Genomic DNA, 17,428 nt, shown 5'->3' on the forward strand with positions numbered 1-17,428 from the left:
TTGCCTCGCCAGGGGCAACCCACCGTTTGTCCCAATTGCCAATGAGTCGTCCGATCCGACGAATGACGGCACCATTTTTACGAAGATTGCCCGCGAGCAAATCGCTACACTGCGCAAGTGGTGCATGGCGGATGCATGTGCAGGCCTATAAATAGCGGGATGCAGGAGAGATGCGTGCTCAAGAAACTGGGAATCAAAGGCCGCGTGCTGTTGCTGACCCTGTTGCCAACCAGCCTGATGGCGTTGGTGCTGGGGGGATATTTTACCTGGATGCAACAGGCTGACCTGCAAACCCAACTCATGCAGCGCGGCGAAATGATCGCCGAGCAGTTGGCTCCACTGACGGCGCCAGCCATGGGCCATCAGGACAACGAACTGCTCGAACGCATCGCCACCCAGGCCCTGGAACAAACCGACGTGCGGGCCGTGACCTTCCTGGCTCCTGACCGCACGCTGCTGGCCCACGCCGGCCCGACCATGCTCAACCAGACACCCTCCGGCAGTGGCACGCAGATGCTGCGCCGCAGTGGCAACGATGCGACCCGCTATCTGCTGCCGGTATTCGGCAAGCACCGCAACCTGGCCGGGGACGTGATTCCCGAAGAAGCCGACCGCCTGCTGGGCTGGGTCGAGCTTGAACTGTCCCATAACAGCATGCTGTTGCGCGGTTACCGCAGCCTGTTCGCCAGCCTGATGTTGATCGCGGCGGGGCTCATAGGTGCGGCACTGCTGGCCTTGCGCATGGGTCGCACGATCAATCGGCCATTGAGCCAGATCAAGCAAGCCGTGGCTCAACTCAAGGACGGTCATCTGGAAACCCGCCTGCCGCCACTCGGCAGTCAGGAACTGGACGAGTTGGCCTCCGGCATCAACCGCATGGCCGGCACCCTGCAAAATGCGCAGGAAGAATTGCAGCACAGCATCGACCAGGCCACCGAAGACGTGCGCCAGAATCTGGAAACCATCGAGATCCAGAACATCGAACTGGACCTGGCGCGCAAGGAAGCCCTGGAAGCGAGCCGGATCAAGTCCGAATTCCTGGCCAACATGAGCCATGAAATCCGCACGCCGCTCAACGGCATTCTCGGTTTCACCCACCTGCTGCAAAAAAGCGAGCTCACCCCGCGCCAGCTCGACTACCTGGACACCATCGAAAAATCCGCCGACAGCCTGCTGGGCATCATCAACGAGATTCTCGACTTTTCGAAAATCGAGGCCGGCAAGCTGGTGCTCGACCATATTCCGTTCAACCTGCGCGACCTGCTACAGGACACCCTGACCATCCTCGCCCCGGCTGCCCACGCCAAGCAGCTGGAACTGGTGAGCCTGGTGTACCGGGACACGCCGCTGTCGCTGGTGGGCGACCCACTGCGGCTCAAGCAGATCCTGACGAACCTGGTGAGCAACGCGATCAAGTTCACCCGCGAAGGCACCATCGTCGCCCGCGCCATGCTCGAAGAAGAACACGAAGACACCGTGCAGTTGCGCATCAGCATTCAGGACACCGGCATCGGTCTGTCGAACCAGGACGTACGCGCCCTGTTCCAGGCCTTCAGCCAGGCCGACAACTCGCTGTCGCGGCAACCCGGCGGTACTGGCCTGGGCCTGGTGATTTCCAAGCGCCTGATCGAACAGATGGGCGGTGAAATCGGCGTCGACAGCACGCCGGGGGAAGGGTCGGAATTCTGGATCAGCCTGAGCCTGCCAAAAACCCGCGACGATGCCGAAGACCTGCCCTCGGCACCCTTGCTCGGGCGACGGGTGGCGGTACTGGAAAACCACGAGCTGGCACGGCAGGCGTTGCAGCATCAACTGGAAGACTGCGGCCTCAGCACCACACCGTTCAATACCCTGGAAAGCCTGACCAATGGCGTCACCGCCGCCCACCAGACCGATCAGGCGATCGACCTCGCCGTGCTCGGCATCACCAGTAACGACATGCCGCCGGAACGCCTCAACCAGCACATCTGGGACCTCGAGCATCTTGGCTGCAAAGTGCTGGTGCTGTGCCCGACCACGGAACAGACGCTGTTCCATCTTTCCGTGCCCAACCCCCACAGCCAGCTCCAGGCTAAACCGGCCTGCACCCGCAAGCTGCGACGCTCCCTGTCTGACCTGGTCAACCCGCGGTCTATGCGCAGCGAGCCGGGCGAACCGGTATCCAGCCGCGCCCCGAAGGTGCTTTGCGTCGACGACAATCCGGCCAACCTGATGCTGGTGCAAACCCTGCTCGAAGACATGGGCGCCAAGGTACTCGCGGTGGAAAGCGGTTATGCCGCCGTCAAGGCGGTGCAGAACGAGACATTCGATCTGGTGTTGATGGACGTGCAGATGCCCGGCATGGACGGTCGCCAGAGCACCGAGGCGATCCGCCAGTGGGAAAGCGAACGCCATTGCACGCCGCTGCCGATCGTGGCCCTCACTGCCCACGCCATGGCCAACGAAAAACGCGCGCTGCTGCAAAGCGGCATGGACGACTACCTGACCAAACCGATCAGCGAACGGCAGTTGGCGCAAGTGGTGCTGAAGTGGAGCGGTCTGGCGCTGCGCAATCACAGCCCGGAGCGCTCCGGCGATGGGCATGCTGGCGCCCATGACCTGTTGGTGCTCGACCACGAGGAAGGATTGCGCCTGGCTGCCGGCAAGGCCGATCTGGCCGCGGACATGCTGGCGATGCTGCTGGCGTCACTGGAGGCTGACCGCGAAGCCATCCGACTGGCTCGGCAAAGCAATGAACACAACGCCCTGGTCGAACGGGTCCATCGCCTGCATGGCGCGACGCGTTACTGCGGCGTACCGCAATTGCGTGCGGCCTGCCAACGCAGCGAAACCCTGCTCAAGCAACAGGACCCGAAAGCCAGCCTGGCACTGGATGAGCTCGACCGGGCAATCAATCGCCTGGCAGCCCAGGCGCGCATCAATGCTTGATGCAGCGCAATCGCGAAGGGCTGCCGGCGAGTTAACCTGAGGACTGTCGAATGCCGGCTTGCTCAACGGCGCAGGCCACCTTCAAGGAGCACCGCATGCGTACGATTCTTTTCAGCAGCCAGAACTACGACCGCGACAGCTTTCTCACGGCCGGGCAACCGGCCGGCATCGAGCTGCAATTTCAGATTGCGCGCCTGAGCCTCGACACGGTAGCGCTCGCCCAAGGGTATGAAGCGGTCTGCGCGTTCATCAATGATGATCTTGGCGCTGCGGTACTCGAGCGCCTGGCCGCTGGAGGCACACGCCTGATCGCCCTGCGCTCGGCCGGTTACAACCATGTCGACTTGCCGACAGCAAAACGCCTGGGACTGGCCATCGTGCGTGTCCCGGCCTATTCGCCCCACGCCGTTGCCGAACATGCAGTAGCGCTGATCCTCGCACTCAACCGCCGCTTGCCCCGCGCTTACAACCGCACTCGCGAAGGGGATTTCAGACTGCAGGGGCTGACCGGTTTCGATCTGGTGGGCAAGACCGTCGGCGTGGTCGGCACCGGTCAGATTGGTGCCACCTTCGCCAAAATCATGAGCGGATTTGGCTGCCGGTTGCTGGCCTATGACCCCTACCCCGACCCGCAGGTCGAAGCCCTCGGCGCTCGCTACCTGAGCCTGCCGCAATTGCTGGCCGAATCGCAGATCATCAGCCTGCACTGCCCGCTCAACGAGCAGAGCAAGCACTTGATCAACCGCGAGTCCCTGGCGCACATGCAACCGGGCGCGATGTTGATCAATACCGGGCGTGGCGGTCTGGTGGACACCCCGGCACTGATCGATGCCCTGAAAGACGGTCGCCTGGGTTACCTGGGGCTGGATGTGTATGAGGAGGAAGCGCAGTTGTTCTTCGAGGACCGCTCCGACCTGCCGCTGCAAGACGATGTGCTGGCACGGCTGCTGACCTTCCCCAACGTGATCGTCACCGCGCACCAGGCGTTCCTGACCCGCGAAGCACTGGACGCGATTGCCGCCACCACATTACACAACATTGCAGCCTGGACGGCGGGCACCCCGGAAAACCTGGTGACGGGAGACTGAAACGGATCGAAGGTCATCTACCTGCGCGATGCGGCGTACAAGCCCGTGCTAGCATATCGCGCATATTTGGAGGACCCATGGTCGAACACGATTTCCGCTACAGCCTGATGAACCCGCAACACACCCTCACTGAATGCCGCGCCCTGGTGCCGGGGCGCTATCAAGTCACCGGCAACGGTGGTTCGATTCGCAACAATGACGTGCTGGTTGTGACCCTCAAGGGTGCCAAGGACTTGTCCATGCGCCTGACCGTCGAAACGGTTCGCCACCTGATCAACCCGCCCGGCCAATGGGTCGCGGTAGCCAGTGGCCCGGTGTTCGGCGAACTGGCTATCCACACCTGGCAAGTGAACTGTGACAGCTGTGCCAAAGAGCTGAGCTTCGAGTTTGCCGTCGATGCCAAGCTGGGCAACAAGGCCGAAAAGCCTGCCGCCACCGCGCGGATTGCCGAGCTGGGCTGGACCAGCGTTGGCGAGAAACACCTCTGCCCGAAATGCCAGGAGCCTGCGTGATGAAAGGCCTCGCTCTGACCGCCATGGTCGGTGCCGGCCTGCTGGGCTGCGCCGCCGAGCCGGTGCAACTGCAACAGAACCGCAGCTACATTCTGGAGTGGATCGGCGAGCGGCCGTTGATGGACTACAGCCACCTGACCGTCACCCTCGACGAAGATGGCCGGGCCTACGGCAATGGCGGCTGCAACCACTGGTTCGCGCCGTACACCCTCGATGGCGACAAACTGACCTTCGGCAAAATCGGCAGCACCCGCAAATTGTGCGCGCCGGCACTGATGGAACAGGAAAAACGCTTCCTTCAGGCCCTGGAAAACGTCCAGCGCTGGGACGTCTCCCCGATCGAGCAGATACGCTTCTGGCCAGCCGAAGGCAAGCCGTTGCGTTGGTGGCTCGAGGAGGGTTGATCGCCCTTTCAGCACGGTGAAACCTGTGGGGAGGGGGCAAGCCCCCTCGCCACAAAAAGCCCCTGACCACAATGAAAACGATCATCTGATCAATTCTTCGCCTGCAACGCCTCAAGCTTCGCCATCACCCCCGCCGCCGTCTGTTCGCCCATCAACTGCTCACGCACCTTGCCCTTGTTATCGATGATGTAGGTCACCGGCAATGCTTCGCTGCGCGGCAGCTCGAACAGTTCGGAAGGGTCCTGGGCCAGCACGGTGAACCTGATCCCAAGTTTCTCGCTCGCGTCCTTCAGCTCTTGCCCCTGGACATTGTCGAAGTTGACCCCGAACACACCGATTTTCTTGTCCTTGAGCTGCTCAGCCAAGGCATTCAACTCCGGTATCTCGGTACGGCAAGGCCCGCACCATTCTGCCCAGTAGTTGAGGACCAGCCATTTGCCGTCCAGTCGGTCGGCGGCGATCTTGTGGCCGTCCTGGTCGATGCCATAGTCATTACCGCAGCCCCCCAGCATCAACGCTCCGATGATCGCCAATGCTGCTGCCAGTCGCCTTGTCATGTCGTGTTCCTTGTCAAAAATTGAATGCACCTGCGACCCATCGCCTCTTACGGTTCTGGATTGCGCGCTGCACAGTTAGAATAGCCGCCACCTTACGCAAGATGCGACCCGCTCATGACCGATCTGACGCTTTATCACAATCCGCGCTGCTCGAAATCCCGCGGTGCGCTCGAACTGCTTGAAGCCCGTGGCCTGACCCCGACCGTGGTCCGTTACCTGGACACTCCGCTGGACGCCGCGCAAATCCAGAGCCTGCTGGGCAAACTCGGGATCAGCGCCCGGCAATTGCTGCGCACCGGCGAGGACGAGTACAAGACCCTTGACCTGGCCGACAGCAGCCTGAGTGAAGCGCAATTGATCTCTGCCATCGCCGCCCACCCGAAACTGATGGAACGACCGATTCTCGAAGTCGGCAACAAGGCCATCATCGGCCGCCCACCAGAGCAGATCCTGGAACTGTTGCCATGAGTGCACCGTACATTCTGGTTCTGTACTACAGCCGCAGCGGCTCGACCAACGAAATGGCCCGGCAGATCGCCCGTGGTGTCGAACAGGCCGGGCTTGAGGCCCGCCTGCGCACGGTGCCGGCGATTTCCAGTGAGTGCGAAGCCGTTTCGCCGGAGATTCCCGACGAAGGCGCGCTGTATGCCAGCCTCGACGACCTGAAAAACTGTGCCGGCCTGGCACTCGGCAGTCCGACCCGCTTCGGCAACATGGCGGCACCACTGAAGTATTTCCTCGACGGCACCAGCAACCTGTGGCTGACCGGCGCCCTGGTGGGAAAACCGGCGGGTGTGTTCACCTCCACCGCGAGCCTGCACGGCGGCCAGGAGACCACGCTGCTGTCGATGATGCTGCCGTTGCTGCACCACGGCATGCTGATCACCGGCCTGCCCTACAGCGAGTCGGCACTGCTGGAAACCCAGGGCGGCGGTACGCCATACGGCGCCAGCCACCACGCCGGCGCCGACGGCAAAAGCGGTCTGGATGCCCATGAAGTGGCGTTGTGCCGCGCGCTGGGTCTGCGCCTGGCCAAGACCGCACAGAAACTGGAGAGCTGAGGTGGCCAAGAAGCCGAAGATCCTGCCCGCCCTCGAATGGCTCGAACCACGCGTCAAGGCGATGCGCGCCATCAGCCTGCTGTGCTTTTTCGGCCTGGTGGGACTGCTGTGTGTTTACTACCTGGCGATTGCCGATCTGCATGGGGCACGCCCCTGGGTGATCCTGTTGATCGAACTGGTGCCCCTGCTGATTCTGGCACCGGGGATGATCGTCGGCAGCCCTCGCGGGCATTCGTGGATGTGCTTTGTGGTGAACCTGTACTTCATCAAGGGCGCATTGGCCGCCTATGACCCGAACCGGCAAGTCTTCGGCTTGCTGGAGATGGGCGCGAGTCTGGCGGTGTTTTGCTCGGCGCTGTTGTATGTGCGGTGGCGGTATCAGTTGAATCGCAAGTTGGCTGGCGAGGGCGAACCCTCCGTCGCCTGACCCACCGCTATCGCGAGCTGGCTCGCTCCCACAGGGGATTTTGTGAACGACACAGATCCAATGTGGGAGCGGGCTTGCCCGCGATTGGGGCGACTCGGTCTCAATGATTGACTGTGTAAGCCAGCATCATCGAAATCTGGCTCATCGGCCGCCCGCCGCTTTCCTCATGCCACTGATTGAACACGTCCTGCACCAACGCCAGGTCGCGCAGACTGCTCGGCACCTTGTCGATGATGTCCTGCGCATTCAGCGCCGCCACCACGTCATAGCTCGGTACAAAGGTGTCCTTGCCGATCATCCGCAAGAAGCGCGGGGCTAACAGCCCGCCCAACTGATGTCCACGTTTTTTCAGGAAGGTCCAGAGCCCGACGATATCGGTCACCGGCCAGTCGGCGATGAGCGCGCCGAAGCTGCCCTTTTCATGGGCCACGTCCAGTATGAACTGCGCATTGCGCGGCACGCTCTTGAGCTTGCCCAAGTGACGGATGATCCGCGTGTCCTGCATCAGGCGCTCAAGGTGCTCGGCGCTCATCAGCACGACTTTTTCCGGGTCGAACCTGAAGAACACCTCTTCGAAGGCCGGCCACTTGGCATCCACCAGGCTGTGCTTGAGCCCGGCGCGGAACACCCGTAGCGCCATCATCGAGAGGTAGCGATCGTCGCTGATCTTGCGCAGTTGCGCGGGAGTCTTGGGAACGGGCAGATGGGCTTCCAGTTCAGCCGCCGAACCGAAGCGGTTCAAGCAGTACTCATTCAGCCACTTGTAGTCGCGCATGCCCTCTCCTGAGGTAAACGAAAAACCTGTGGGAGCGGGCTTGCTCGCGAAGACGTAGTGTCAGCCAACATCAATGCTGAAGACACACCGCTTTCGCGAGCAAGCCCGCTCCCACAGTTTGGTCAGAGGTTGACCACGTTGACGAAGCGCGATGCGGCGCTTTCGTCGATCTTGAGGCTGGTGAAGTCGAACAGGTTGCGATCCGCCAGTTGGGACGGGATCACGTTCTGCAGGCTACGGAAAATGCTCTCGGTACGGCCCGGGGTCTTGCGTTCCCAGTCCAGCAGCATTTCCTTGACCACCTGACGCTGCAAGTTCTCCTGGGAACCGCAGAGGTTGCACGGAATGATCGGGAATTGCTTGAAGTCCGAGTAGGCCTGGATGTCTTTTTCGTTGCAGTAGGCCAGCGGGCGGATCACCACATTACGACCATCGTCGGCGCGCAGTTTTGGTGGCATGGCCTTGAGCGAACCGTTGAAGAACATGTTCAGGAAGAACGTTTCGACGATGTCGTCGCGATGGTGACCGAGGGCCATCTTGGTCGCGCCGATTTCATCGGCGAAGGTGTAGAGCGTGCCGCGACGCAGGCGCGAGCACAACGAGCAGGTGGTCTTGCCTTCCGGAATCAGCTCCTTGACCACCGAGTAAGTGTCTTTCTCGACGATGTGGTACTCGATCCCCAGTTCCTTGAGGTAGGCCGGCAGCACGTGCTCCGGGAAACCCGGCTGCTTCTGGTCCATGTTCACGGCCACGATCTCGAACTTGATCGGCGCGACCTTCTGCAAGTGCATCAGCACATCGAGCATGGTGTAGCTGTCCTTGCCACCGGACAGGCAGACCATGACCTTGTCGCCGTCTTCAATCATGTTGAAATCGGCAACTGCCTCTCCGGCCAGTCGGCGAAGGCGCTTTTGCAGTTTGTTCTGGTTGACCGTGAGAGTGCCCATGACGCGAAATCCGTGAGGTGTGACGAAAGGCCGGCATTTTACGCAAAAACGCCTCAGGGGCGAAGTGCCTCGCCAAAAGGGCTGTTCGCCACAGACCCTGCGGCGATTAACAACTGCGTTTACAGCGCGATTTGCTCTAAAGCCCTTACTCCCTCTGAGGAAACTCCTCCCTATACTGCGACATAAGGTCACATACAAATTCAGACCTATGACTTGCTTGGCCGCATTGGCCCGTAGGCGCTCCACTGGGGGGCGACGGTAAAAACAAGAGGAGTGACTGGCATGATCCATCACGTAGTGGGGCTCTTCACCCACCCTGACCAAGAATGGAAAGAAATCCGTGGCGACCAGGAGGAAAGCATCAGCCACATGTACCTGACCCATACGCTGATCCTGGCGGCGATCCCCGCCGTGTCTGCCTTTATTGGCACCACACAGGTCGGCTGGGTCATCGGCAATCGACCTCCCGTAATGCTGACCGTAGAAAGCGCAATATGGATGACGGTCATGTCGTACCTGGCGATGCTCGGTGGTGTGGCCGTAATGGGCGCCTTCATCCACTGGATGGCCCGCACCTATGACGCCAACCCAAGCCTGGCCCGTTGCATTGCGTTTGCCACCTACACCGCTACACCGCTGTTCATCGGCGGTCTCGCCGCCTTGTACCCGCACCTGTGGCTGGGGATGATCGTCGGTACCGCAGCGATCTGCTACACGGTGTACTTGCTGTATGTGGGCTTGCCGACATTCATGAACATTCCATCTGACGAGGGCTTCCTGTTTTCAAGTTCGGTGCTCGCCGTAGGCCTGGTGGTGCTGGTCGCCATCATGGCGTTCACAGTAATTGTCTGGGGACTCGGCGTGGGCCCGGTCTACACCAGTTAGCCGTTCATCACTGAAAATCAGAACTGCCGACAAAGGCCGCCGCAAGGCGGTCTTTTCATTCTTCAGCAACGAGAACGCACACAACCATTCGGCAACCTGGTGATTCGCAAGGTCCGAAGGTTGCGGCATACTCGACCGCTCTGGAGATCCATCAAGCATGCCCGAGCAACTCAATACCCGCGTCGAAGACTGTTTCCAACTAGCCGAATCCTTTTTCAAACGACCTTTCAAGCGCCCCGTGGTGAGCCTCAAGCTGCGCGGGCAAAAAGCCGGTGTCGCGCATTTGCACGAGAACCTGCTGCGCTTCAACCCGCAGCTGTACCGGGAAAACACCGAAGATTTCCTCAAGCAGACCGTGGCCCATGAAGTCGCGCACCTGATCGCCCACCAACTGTTCGGCGACCGCATCCAGCCCCATGGTGAAGAGTGGCAACTGATCATGCGCGGCGTGTACGAACTGCCGCCCAACCGCTGCCACACCTATGACGTCAAACGCCGCAGCGTGACCCGCTACATCTACAAGTGCCCGTGCGTCGACAGCGACTTCCCGTTTTCGGCACAGCGCCACAGCCTGGTTCGGCAGGGACGGCGGTATTTGTGTCGGCGGTGCCGCAATACGTTGGTGTTCAGTGGCGAGATGCGGGTCGAGTAGTTGGATTTTCGGTGTTTGTGCTGCCGCTATCGCGAGCAAGCTCGCTCCCACACTGGGTTTGTGTCACGCCACAGATTCTCTGTGGGAGCGAGCTTGCTCGCGATGGCGGCCTGACAGGCACTAAAGAATCACCTTGGCCCGCCGCAACTGCTCGATCCGCTCAGCACTGAACCCCAACTCTCCCAACACCTGATCCGTATGCTGCCCCAGCGCCGCGCCAATATGCCGGGGCTCCGGCAAACCTTGCGAAAACTTCAGCGGACAAGCCATCTGCGCCTGGGTCGAGCCATCGCCACGAGGTACGTCGGCCACCAACTCCCGCGCCTGCAACTGCGGATGACCGAGCGCTTCTCCCAGGCTCAGCACTGGCTCGACACACGCATCCAGCTCTGCGAACAGCGCGCGCAACTCGGCAAAGTCATGCTTTTCGAATTCGAGCTTCAGCGCGTCTTTAAGCTGTTTCTGATGCGCCGGTTGCGGTGACAGGCCGAGGCCGGCCAATTCCTCCAGACCCAATGCCGTGCACAACTGTTTCATGAAGACCGGCTCCAGGCTGCCCACCGACAGCCAGCGCCCATCCCGGGAGCGGTAGTAATCGTAGAAACTGCCGCCATTGAGCACCTGGTTTTCCGGTCCCGGCTCGACGCCGCAGGCCAGATACCCGGCACCGGCCATCGCATTGAGGCTGAACGCGCAGTCGGTCATGCTGACATCCAGGTGCTGGCCCTGCCCGGTTTGCTGTCGGGCGATGACTGCCGCCAGCAAGCCAATCACCCCGTGCAGCGAACCACCGGCGACATCCGCCACCTGCATGCCCAACGGCAACGGCCCAGTGTCGGCACGGCCGGTGTAACTCGCCAGCCCGGACAGGGCCAGGTAGTTGATGTCATGACCGGCGCGGTCCTTGTAGGGGCCCGTCTGGCCATAGCCGGTAATCGACACATAAATCAGTCTCGGATTGATCGCCTTCAGGGCTTCGTAACCCAGGCCCAGACGCTCCATGACACCGGGACGGAACTGCTCGAGCACAATGTCGTAGTCCTGCAGCAACGACCTGATCACCTCCAGCGCCTCAGGCTGCTTGAGATCCAGGGCCAGGCTGCGCTTGTTGCGATTGAGATAGGCATGACTGGCTGACACACCTTGATCGTGGGGCGGCAACACCCGCAGCAAATCCATGCGGGTCGGCGATTCGATGCGCAGCACTTCGGCGCCCATGTCCGCCAGCAGCAACGAGGCGAACGGCCCCGGTAGCAATGTCGAGAAATCCAGAACCTTGAGTGATGCCAGTGGACCGAGCATAAGTGTTCTCCAGTGCGATCCTCCAAGCCTAGGCAGCCGAGAACATCGCAGCAATCACCTGATGCGTCACTGGCGGTGACCGTTGCGCTCAAATCGCAGGCATGAAAAACCCGCCGAAGCGGGTTTTTCATTGCAGGCCGAGTTTCTGTTGAGCGTTTACTTGACGCTGGCCGGGGCTGGGCCTTCGGCCACGCCCAGGTCGTCTACTTCACGCTCGTCGGAGATACCGCGACCGCCGGAAGCCAGTTCGACTTGCAGCGTGTCTTCGTCCAGCTCTTTCACCCACTTGGCCACGACCAGGGTCGCAACAGCGTTACCCACCAGGTTGGTCAGGGCACGGGCTTCGGACATGAAGCGGTCGATACCGAGGATCAGCGCCAGGCCGGCAACCGGCAGGTGGCCCACGGCGGACAGGGTGGCAGCCAGTACGATGAAACCGCTACCGGTCACGCCGGCGGCGCCCTTGGAGGACAACAGCAGCACCAGCAGCAAGGTGATCTGGGCAGTGAGGTCCATTGGGGTGTCAGTCGCCTGAGCGATGAACACAGCGGCCATGGTCAGGTAGATCGACGTACCGTCGAGGTTGAACGAGTAACCAGTCGGGATCACCAGACCCACAACGGATTTCTGTGCACCCAGGCGTTCCAATTTGATCAGCATGCGTGGCAGAGCGGATTCCGAAGAGGAAGTGCCCAGCACGATCAGCAGTTCTTCACGGATGTAGCGAATCAATTTGATGACGCTGAAACCGTGCGCGCGGCAGATGGCACCTAGTACCAGGAGCACGAACAGGATGCAGGTGATGTAGAAGCAGATCATCAACTGGCCCAGTTGCACCAGCGAACCGACGCCGTAGGCACCGATGGTGAAAGCCATCGCACCGAACGCACCGACTGGAGCGAGCTTCATGATCATGTTGATGATGTTGAACATCACGTGAGCAAAGCGATCGATGAAGTCCAGCACCGGCTTGCCGTAGGCACCCAGGCGATGCAGGGCGAAACCGAAGATCACCGAGAACATCAGCACTTGCAGGATGTCGCCGTTGGCGAACGCGCCGACGATGGTGTTCGGGATCACGTTGAGGACAAAGGCAATGATGCTTTGGTCTTTACCAGCCGAGATGAAGCCAGCGATTTTGCTGGTATCCAGGGTCGATACGTCGATGTGCATGCCGGCACCCGGTTGCACGACGTTGACCACGACCAGGCCGATCAGCAAGGCAAGGGTGGACACGATTTCGAAGTACAGCAGCGCATAGCCGCCGGTCTTGCCGACCGATTTCATGTTCTGCATGCCGGCGATACCACTGACGACGGTACAGAAGATGATCGGCGCGATGACCATTTTGATCAGTTTGATGAACCCGTCACCCAGCGGTTTGAGGGCTACACCGGTCTGCGGGTAGAAGTGACCGAGCAAAATGCCGATAGCGATGGCAACGATCACCTGGAAATACAGGGATTTGTACAGTGGCTGACGAGTCGTCATTGCAAAGTTCCTCAAAGGTGCCCGGTGACAACATCCAGCTGTTGCCCGCAACACCGCGATTGCGAACCCTCCTGCACTGGAGGGATTTGTTTTTTCGAGCTGCGCAACGGCAGGCATCTGCTCGTTGTATCGCAAGGCCCGTGCCACCTTCCGTAAAACCCCCTGCAAGCCTTTTTATATCTGGGGTTGCAGCGAATTCCCTGTCACCGAACGGCTACAAGCATGTGGCGGATTTCCGCCCCTGCACTGAAAGTCGTCCTGCAATTTGGCGGATATCCGCCCTGTTCACGCCCGCGGCGCGCAGCTAACATCCGTCGATCAACGGTCAGATCTGCTGCCATGCGCGAACGTACCATCGCCAGTCACTTCGCCCGCGCCGCCCTGTGTGGTGCGCGTCGGCACGGCTACGACTATTCGGGCTTGCTACAGCAACTGGGAATCAGCCCCGAGTTGCTGGACGAACCCCGGGCACGCATCGCTCCGGAGCAATTCACCCAACTGATCCAGGCGTTATGGCTGGCACTGGACGACGAGTACCTCGGGTTCGGGCAAGCCCCAAGCAGGCCGGGCAGCTTCGCAATGATGTGCCATGCCGTGATTCACTGCCGCAGCCTGGATAAGGCACTCCATCGCGGCTTGTTGTTTTACAGCCTGTTCCCCGGGGCGCCGCGTTTGACCCTGAGCCGCGAAGATGAATGGGTGCGCCTGAGCCTGGACGACTCGCAGCTCTGGGACCCGGATCATTTCCTCAGTGAAAGCCTGCTGGTGATCTGGCACCGTTTCGGCAGCTGGCTGATCGGCCAGCGCATTCGCCTGGAACAGGCCACGTTCAGCTACCCCCGGCCGGAACACGGCGCCGAGTACGACCTGCTGTTTTCCTGTCCGCTTGAGTTTTCCAGGCCCCAGAGCAGCCTGTTGTTTCACAGCCGCTACCTGGCCATGCCGTTGTTGCAGGATGAACGCACCCTCAAGCATTTCCTCGAACGCTCCCCCGCCGACCTGCTCTCGCGCCCGGACGATGGCGACAGCTTGAGCAGCCGCCTGCGGCGCTTGCTCAGTCGCGACAGTTCACACTGGCCCGACCTGGAAGCCGTGGCCGCCCACCTGCACATCAGCCCGCAGACCTTGCGCCGGCATTTGCGGGAAGAGGGTTCGAGCTTTCAGGAATTGAAGGACCAATTGCGCCGGGACATCGCGATTTATCACCTGAGCCGCGCCGACCTGTCGTTGCAACAGATCGCCGAGCAGTTGGGGTTTTCCGAGCCGTCGGCGTTTCACCGGGCGTTCAAGAAATGGACGGGGCTGACGCCGGGGGCTTATCGGGCGCAGGAGAGCTGAATTTTCAGCACCCGCGTTACGCAGTGATCACTGGTGTCCTCCCGTACGTACCGGGGGAATACCCCGTCCAGATTTGGCGAACGCTTACCCTGGAGGCGGGATGATCAGTGACAGGCCAGGGTAAATTTTGTCTGGATGATCCAGCACCGACCTGTTCGCATTAAAGATCAGTAGGTATTTGGCAGCATCACCATAAAACTCTCTGGCAATTCTGGACAATGTATCGCCCCTTACCACCACATACATATTCAACTGACTGACCGGCGCAATCGCCAGTGTGGCCGGTGACTCGAAGTCCACATCGCCCAGCAGGTTTACTTGTCCGATGAACCGGCCAAGATTATTGGCCGTGGTCGCATGTATGTCATGCATCAGCACAATGGAATTCTTTCTTTTCCTTACTTGCTCAACACCATGGGATACCCAGCCCCCCGGTTGGTAGTTGCTGCTCCAGTCCAGGGTATCCACGTTCCAGAGAACCTGCCGGTACCCCAACTCGGCGACAGTGCGATCGACCATCGCGTCGTGAGCGCCATAAGGCGGCCTCATGATCAGGTCCGGCTGCTGGTAGGGAGTCAGCGCCTGCTCCGTCATTTTGACTTGATCGATGATGGTGTCTTTGTCCTGGCCGACCAGTCTTAGATGATCGTAAGTGTGATTGCCGATCCGGTGCCCTTCGCCCAGGATGCGCTTGATACGCTCGCCATGCCTGGCAACCAGATTGCCAACAATAAAAAACGTTGCCTTGATATCAAACAGCTCCAGTGTTTCCAGCACGGTTTCGGTCTGGGCTTGCCGAGGACCGTCGTCAAACGTCAGCCAAACTTTCTTCCTTTCCATCCTTATCTCCTTTGGTGGCTTGTAACGCTTCAGCCCCTATCCACTCATGCAAGCAACACAGACTCTGCGTGTTCATGTCGTCAATAAGGCGAGGCTTATTACTTGCCACCAAACGGCTGAACGCCAACAAAACATTGTTGCCGGTCGTTTAACGCTTGATGCCTGTAGCCCGAAAAGACTGCTATCAAATACCCGTTCACACCGCCGGAAAATAAATCCGGAACGCCGCTCCGCCCATCGGTGAATCCCCCAGGGTCAGCTGGGCGTGGTAGCTCTCGATGATGTCCTTGACCACCGCCAGGCCGATACCCTGCCCCGGGTGCTGGCGGTCCAGGCGTTCTCCGCGCTCGAGAATCCGTGCGCGCTGATCCTGTGGTACGCCAGGGCCGTCGTCCTCGACACACAACTGCGTGCCGCTGAGGGTTTCACGCACACTGATGCGTATTTCGCCCAGGCACAGGCGATAGGCGTTTTCCAGCAGATTGCCCATCATTTCCAGCAGAGCACCCTGCTCGATCGGTACGTAACATGGGTCGGGCAAATCGAACGCGACGTGCACGCGCTTGTCGCGATAAACCTTGTCCAGCGTGTCACACAAGCTTTTCAGTACCGGCCGCAAATGCACCTGATGACGTACCAGGCCGCTTTTGCGCAGGCTGGCGCGCTGCAACTGGTAGCTGATCTGCTGGCTCATGCGTTCGATCTGGGTTTGCAGCACCCAGGCCTGATCGCGATCCTCGGGACGCTGGGCCATGTCTTCACTGACGCCTTGCAGCACCGCCAAGGGCGTTTTCAGGCTATGAGCCAGGTCGTCGAGGGAATCACGATAGCGACTGCGCTGCTCACGCTCACTATGCAGCAAACGGTTGAGGGAACCGGTCAGGCGCAGCAACTCCCGGGGATGTTCCTCACTGAGGCTTTCGCGGGTGCCACCTTCGATCTGGTCCAGTTCCTGGCTCAAGCGCCGCAATGCCTGCAAGCCCCAGGTCAGGCCGATCCACAGCAACGCCAGCAGCACCAGCAGTGCCGCGCCAAAACCCAGATAGAGATTTTCCCGCAGGCCTTCGAGGGTCAGTTCGTACTCGCGAACCGGCTGCAACGCCACGATGCTGAAGGCTGCACTTTTGCCGCCGAGCAACTTGACCTCGACGTCGTAGACGAAGAACTCCTGGCCATTGGCTTCGCGGATCCGCGCAAACTCGCTGCCACGTCCGTCGTAGCGCGGCTTGTAGTTGATGCGTTCTTCCTGGGTCGCCTTCGAACGCCAGACCAGTTGCCCTTCACGGTCATAGATATAGCCGAGCAATCGGCTGTCGGTGAGGTTGAAGCGCTCGTCGGGCAATTGCGCTGGCATCTGCAGGCTGTTGTTCTCCACCCGGGCAGCCGAGATCAGCGTGGTCACGTCGGATGCCAGACGCTGCTCGATGGAGTCCTGCAGCGCCAGGCTGAAGGCACCCTGCATCGCAGGCAGCAACGCCAGCATGAACAACACCGCCAACAGCGTGGCGGCGAGCATCAAGCGTATGCGCAGCGAACGGATCAAGTGCAACGCTCGTTGAACAGGTAGCCCAGGCCGCGCACGGTGTCGATCGGTTTGAACCCGCCCGGCCCCTCCAGTTTGCGGCGCAGACGGCCGACCAGCACCTCGATCACATTCGGATCACGCTCGTCGTCATCCGGGTAGAGCTGTTCCATCAAGCGATCCTTGGGCACCACTTGCTGATGGTGACGCATCAGGTATTCGAGAATGCGGTACTCATACGCAGTCAGTGCCAACGGCTGATCGTCGAGGGACGCCTGCTTGCGGTTCAGATCCAGCAGTAACGGGCCAGCGACGATGGTCGACTGGGTGAAACCGCTGGAGCGTCGCAGCAAGGCATTCAGGCGGGCCTCCAGTTCTTCGAACTGAAACGGCTTGACCAGATAATCATCGGCGCCGGCGGCCAGGCCTTCGACCTTGTCCTGCCAGTTACCGCGCGCGGTGAGGATCAGGATCGGGAAGGTTTTGCCACTTGAGCGCAACTGCCGGATCAGGTCGAGCCCGCTAATGCCCGGCAGACCGAGGTCGATCACCGCCAGATCAAAGTTGAACTGGGCTGTCTGGTACAGCGCCTCCTCGGCGTTGGCCACGGACTCGACCACGTGGCCGCTCTCCGTCAGGCGGGTTTGCAGGTGATGACGCAGCAGCGCTTCATCTTCGACGACCAGCAATTTCATATTG

At 60.4% G+C, this 17,428-nt stretch carries 18 protein-coding genes; 10 read left to right on the plus strand and 8 right to left on the minus strand.

Annotation, left to right across the window (positions count from 1 at the left end):
- Nucleotides 1-174: 174 nt before the first annotated feature.
- The 4 genes from PSJE_RS10645 to PSJE_RS10660 all read left to right on the plus strand — a co-directional run bounded on the left by PSJE_RS10645 (nt 175) and on the right by PSJE_RS10660 (nt 4,932).
- Nucleotides 175-2,928, plus strand: a complete 2,754-nt coding sequence (locus PSJE_RS10645; protein WP_090457287.1) for a response regulator — start codon at nt 175-177, stop codon at nt 2,926-2,928.
- 95 nt (nt 2,929-3,023) lie between these two features.
- Nucleotides 3,024-4,016 carry a 2-hydroxyacid dehydrogenase gene (locus tag PSJE_RS10650; protein WP_090457289.1) on the plus strand — a complete coding sequence of 331 codons (993 nt, stop codon included), beginning with the start codon at nt 3,024-3,026 and terminating at the stop codon, nt 4,014-4,016.
- Between the two features lie 77 nt (nt 4,017-4,093).
- Entirely contained in the window at nt 4,094-4,528 is a 435-nt protein-coding gene (locus PSJE_RS10655; protein WP_056728017.1) for a hypothetical protein, read from the plus strand.
- Nucleotides 4,528-4,932 (plus strand): META domain-containing protein, encoded by a 405-nt coding sequence (locus tag PSJE_RS10660; protein WP_057713650.1) that lies wholly within the window; start codon nt 4,528-4,530, stop codon nt 4,930-4,932. The genes PSJE_RS10655 and PSJE_RS10660 overlap by 1 nt, the downstream gene beginning before the upstream one ends.
- A gap of 89 nt (nt 4,933-5,021) precedes the next feature.
- On the opposite strand, the gene PSJE_RS10665 is transcribed toward PSJE_RS10660, so the two are convergent.
- A complete protein-coding gene (locus tag PSJE_RS10665; RefSeq protein ID WP_057713649.1) occupies nt 5,022-5,489 on the minus strand; it encodes a TlpA disulfide reductase family protein in 468 nt (155 codons plus the stop codon).
- A gap of 114 nt (nt 5,490-5,603) precedes the next feature.
- On the opposite strand from PSJE_RS10665, the gene arsC reads away from it, so the two are divergent.
- Genes arsC through PSJE_RS10680 form a run of 3 tightly spaced genes read left to right on the plus strand, consistent with a single transcriptional unit; the run spans nt 5,604 to nt 6,977 of the window.
- Nucleotides 5,604-5,957, plus strand: a complete 354-nt coding sequence (gene arsC / locus PSJE_RS10670; protein ID WP_090457291.1) for an arsenate reductase (glutaredoxin) — start codon at nt 5,604-5,606, stop codon at nt 5,955-5,957.
- Entirely contained in the window at nt 5,954-6,550 is a 597-nt protein-coding gene (gene wrbA, locus PSJE_RS10675; protein ID WP_057713647.1) for an NAD(P)H:quinone oxidoreductase, read from the plus strand. Before arsC ends, wrbA begins: the two co-directional genes overlap by 4 nt.
- 1 nt (nt 6,551) lies before the next feature.
- On the plus strand, nt 6,552-6,977 hold the full coding sequence (locus PSJE_RS10680; protein ID WP_090457293.1) for a DUF2069 domain-containing protein: 426 nt from the start codon (nt 6,552-6,554) through the stop codon (nt 6,975-6,977).
- Between the two features lie 100 nt (nt 6,978-7,077).
- On the opposite strand, the gene PSJE_RS10685 is transcribed toward PSJE_RS10680, so the two are convergent.
- Nucleotides 7,078-7,752 carry a DNA-3-methyladenine glycosylase I gene (locus PSJE_RS10685; RefSeq protein ID WP_090457294.1) on the minus strand — a complete coding sequence of 225 codons (675 nt, stop codon included), beginning with the start codon at nt 7,750-7,752 and terminating at the stop codon, nt 7,078-7,080.
- 122 nt (nt 7,753-7,874) lie between these two features.
- Nucleotides 7,875-8,699, minus strand: coding sequence for a tRNA 2-thiocytidine(32) synthetase TtcA (ttcA, locus tag PSJE_RS10690; protein WP_008051493.1), 825 nt, complete (start codon nt 8,697-8,699; stop codon nt 7,875-7,877).
- 282 nt (nt 8,700-8,981) lie between these two features.
- Between ttcA and PSJE_RS10695 the strand changes: the two genes are divergently transcribed.
- Nucleotides 8,982-9,584, plus strand: coding sequence for a Yip1 family protein (locus PSJE_RS10695; RefSeq protein ID WP_007988750.1), 603 nt, complete (start codon nt 8,982-8,984; stop codon nt 9,582-9,584).
- Nucleotides 9,585-9,741: 157 nt separating this feature from the next.
- Nucleotides 9,742-10,236: a SprT family zinc-dependent metalloprotease gene (locus tag PSJE_RS10700; protein ID WP_057713644.1), complete on the plus strand. Its 495-nt coding sequence runs from the start codon at nt 9,742-9,744 to the stop codon at nt 10,234-10,236.
- A 120-nt stretch (nt 10,237-10,356) separates the two neighbouring features.
- On the opposite strand, the gene PSJE_RS10705 is transcribed toward PSJE_RS10700, so the two are convergent.
- Nucleotides 10,357-11,538, minus strand: a complete 1,182-nt coding sequence (locus tag PSJE_RS10705) for a CaiB/BaiF CoA transferase family protein (RefSeq protein WP_057713643.1) — start codon at nt 11,536-11,538, stop codon at nt 10,357-10,359.
- 156 nt (nt 11,539-11,694) lie between these two features.
- Nucleotides 11,695-13,029, minus strand: a complete 1,335-nt coding sequence (locus PSJE_RS10710; protein WP_057713642.1) for a dicarboxylate/amino acid:cation symporter — start codon at nt 13,027-13,029, stop codon at nt 11,695-11,697.
- Between the two features lie 339 nt (nt 13,030-13,368).
- On the opposite strand from PSJE_RS10710, the gene PSJE_RS10715 reads away from it, so the two are divergent.
- Nucleotides 13,369-14,367 (plus strand): AraC family transcriptional regulator, encoded by a 999-nt coding sequence (locus tag PSJE_RS10715; RefSeq protein WP_090457296.1) that lies wholly within the window; start codon nt 13,369-13,371, stop codon nt 14,365-14,367.
- An 84-nt stretch (nt 14,368-14,451) separates the two neighbouring features.
- On the opposite strand, the gene PSJE_RS31445 is transcribed toward PSJE_RS10715, so the two are convergent.
- From PSJE_RS31445 to PSJE_RS10730, 3 genes are all read right to left on the minus strand, one after another.
- Nucleotides 14,452-15,207 (minus strand): polysaccharide deacetylase family protein, encoded by a 756-nt coding sequence (locus tag PSJE_RS31445; RefSeq protein ID WP_090457298.1) that lies wholly within the window; start codon nt 15,205-15,207, stop codon nt 14,452-14,454.
- Between the two features lie 196 nt (nt 15,208-15,403).
- Nucleotides 15,404-16,750 carry an ATP-binding protein gene (locus PSJE_RS10725; protein ID WP_090457300.1) on the minus strand — a complete coding sequence of 449 codons (1,347 nt, stop codon included), beginning with the start codon at nt 16,748-16,750 and terminating at the stop codon, nt 15,404-15,406.
- Nucleotides 16,747-17,424, minus strand: coding sequence for a response regulator transcription factor (locus PSJE_RS10730; protein ID WP_057713638.1), 678 nt, complete (start codon nt 17,422-17,424; stop codon nt 16,747-16,749). The genes PSJE_RS10725 and PSJE_RS10730 overlap by 4 nt, the downstream gene beginning before the upstream one ends.
- Between the last annotated feature and the right edge of the window lie 4 nt (nt 17,425-17,428).

The organism is Pseudomonas jessenii, assembly GCF_002236115.1.
Lineage (GTDB): Bacteria > Pseudomonadota > Gammaproteobacteria > Pseudomonadales > Pseudomonadaceae > Aquipseudomonas > Aquipseudomonas jessenii.

What these genes read in the sequence shown, in the direction of transcription:
- PSJE_RS10650 (WP_090457289.1), top strand. Translation starts at nt 3,024, where the DNA reads ATGCGTACGATTCTTTTCAGCAGCCAGAACTACGACCGCGACAGCTTT.
- PSJE_RS10655 (WP_056728017.1), top strand. Translation starts at nt 4,094, where the DNA reads ATGGTCGAACACGATTTCCGCTACAGCCTGATGAACCCGCAACACACC.
- PSJE_RS10660 (WP_057713650.1), top strand. Translation starts at nt 4,528, where the DNA reads ATGAAAGGCCTCGCTCTGACCGCCATGGTCGGTGCCGGCCTGCTGGGC.
- PSJE_RS10665 (WP_057713649.1), bottom strand. Translation starts at nt 5,489, where the DNA reads ATGACAAGGCGACTGGCAGCAGCATTGGCGATCATCGGAGCGTTGATG.
- arsC (WP_090457291.1), top strand. Translation starts at nt 5,604, where the DNA reads ATGACCGATCTGACGCTTTATCACAATCCGCGCTGCTCGAAATCCCGC.
- wrbA (WP_057713647.1), top strand. Translation starts at nt 5,954, where the DNA reads ATGAGTGCACCGTACATTCTGGTTCTGTACTACAGCCGCAGCGGCTCG.
- PSJE_RS10685 (WP_090457294.1), bottom strand. Translation starts at nt 7,752, where the DNA reads ATGCGCGACTACAAGTGGCTGAATGAGTACTGCTTGAACCGCTTCGGT.
- ttcA (WP_008051493.1), bottom strand. Translation starts at nt 8,699, where the DNA reads ATGGGCACTCTCACGGTCAACCAGAACAAACTGCAAAAGCGCCTTCGC.
- PSJE_RS10695 (WP_007988750.1), top strand. Translation starts at nt 8,982, where the DNA reads ATGATCCATCACGTAGTGGGGCTCTTCACCCACCCTGACCAAGAATGG.
- PSJE_RS10700 (WP_057713644.1), top strand. Translation starts at nt 9,742, where the DNA reads ATGCCCGAGCAACTCAATACCCGCGTCGAAGACTGTTTCCAACTAGCC.
- PSJE_RS10705 (WP_057713643.1), bottom strand. Translation starts at nt 11,538, where the DNA reads ATGCTCGGTCCACTGGCATCACTCAAGGTTCTGGATTTCTCGACATTG.
- PSJE_RS10710 (WP_057713642.1), bottom strand. Translation starts at nt 13,029, where the DNA reads ATGACGACTCGTCAGCCACTGTACAAATCCCTGTATTTCCAGGTGATC.
- PSJE_RS10715 (WP_090457296.1), top strand. Translation starts at nt 13,369, where the DNA reads ATGCGCGAACGTACCATCGCCAGTCACTTCGCCCGCGCCGCCCTGTGT.
- PSJE_RS31445 (WP_090457298.1), bottom strand. Translation starts at nt 15,207, where the DNA reads ATGGAAAGGAAGAAAGTTTGGCTGACGTTTGACGACGGTCCTCGGCAA.
- PSJE_RS10730 (WP_057713638.1), bottom strand. Translation starts at nt 17,424, where the DNA reads ATGAAATTGCTGGTCGTCGAAGATGAAGCGCTGCTGCGTCATCACCTG.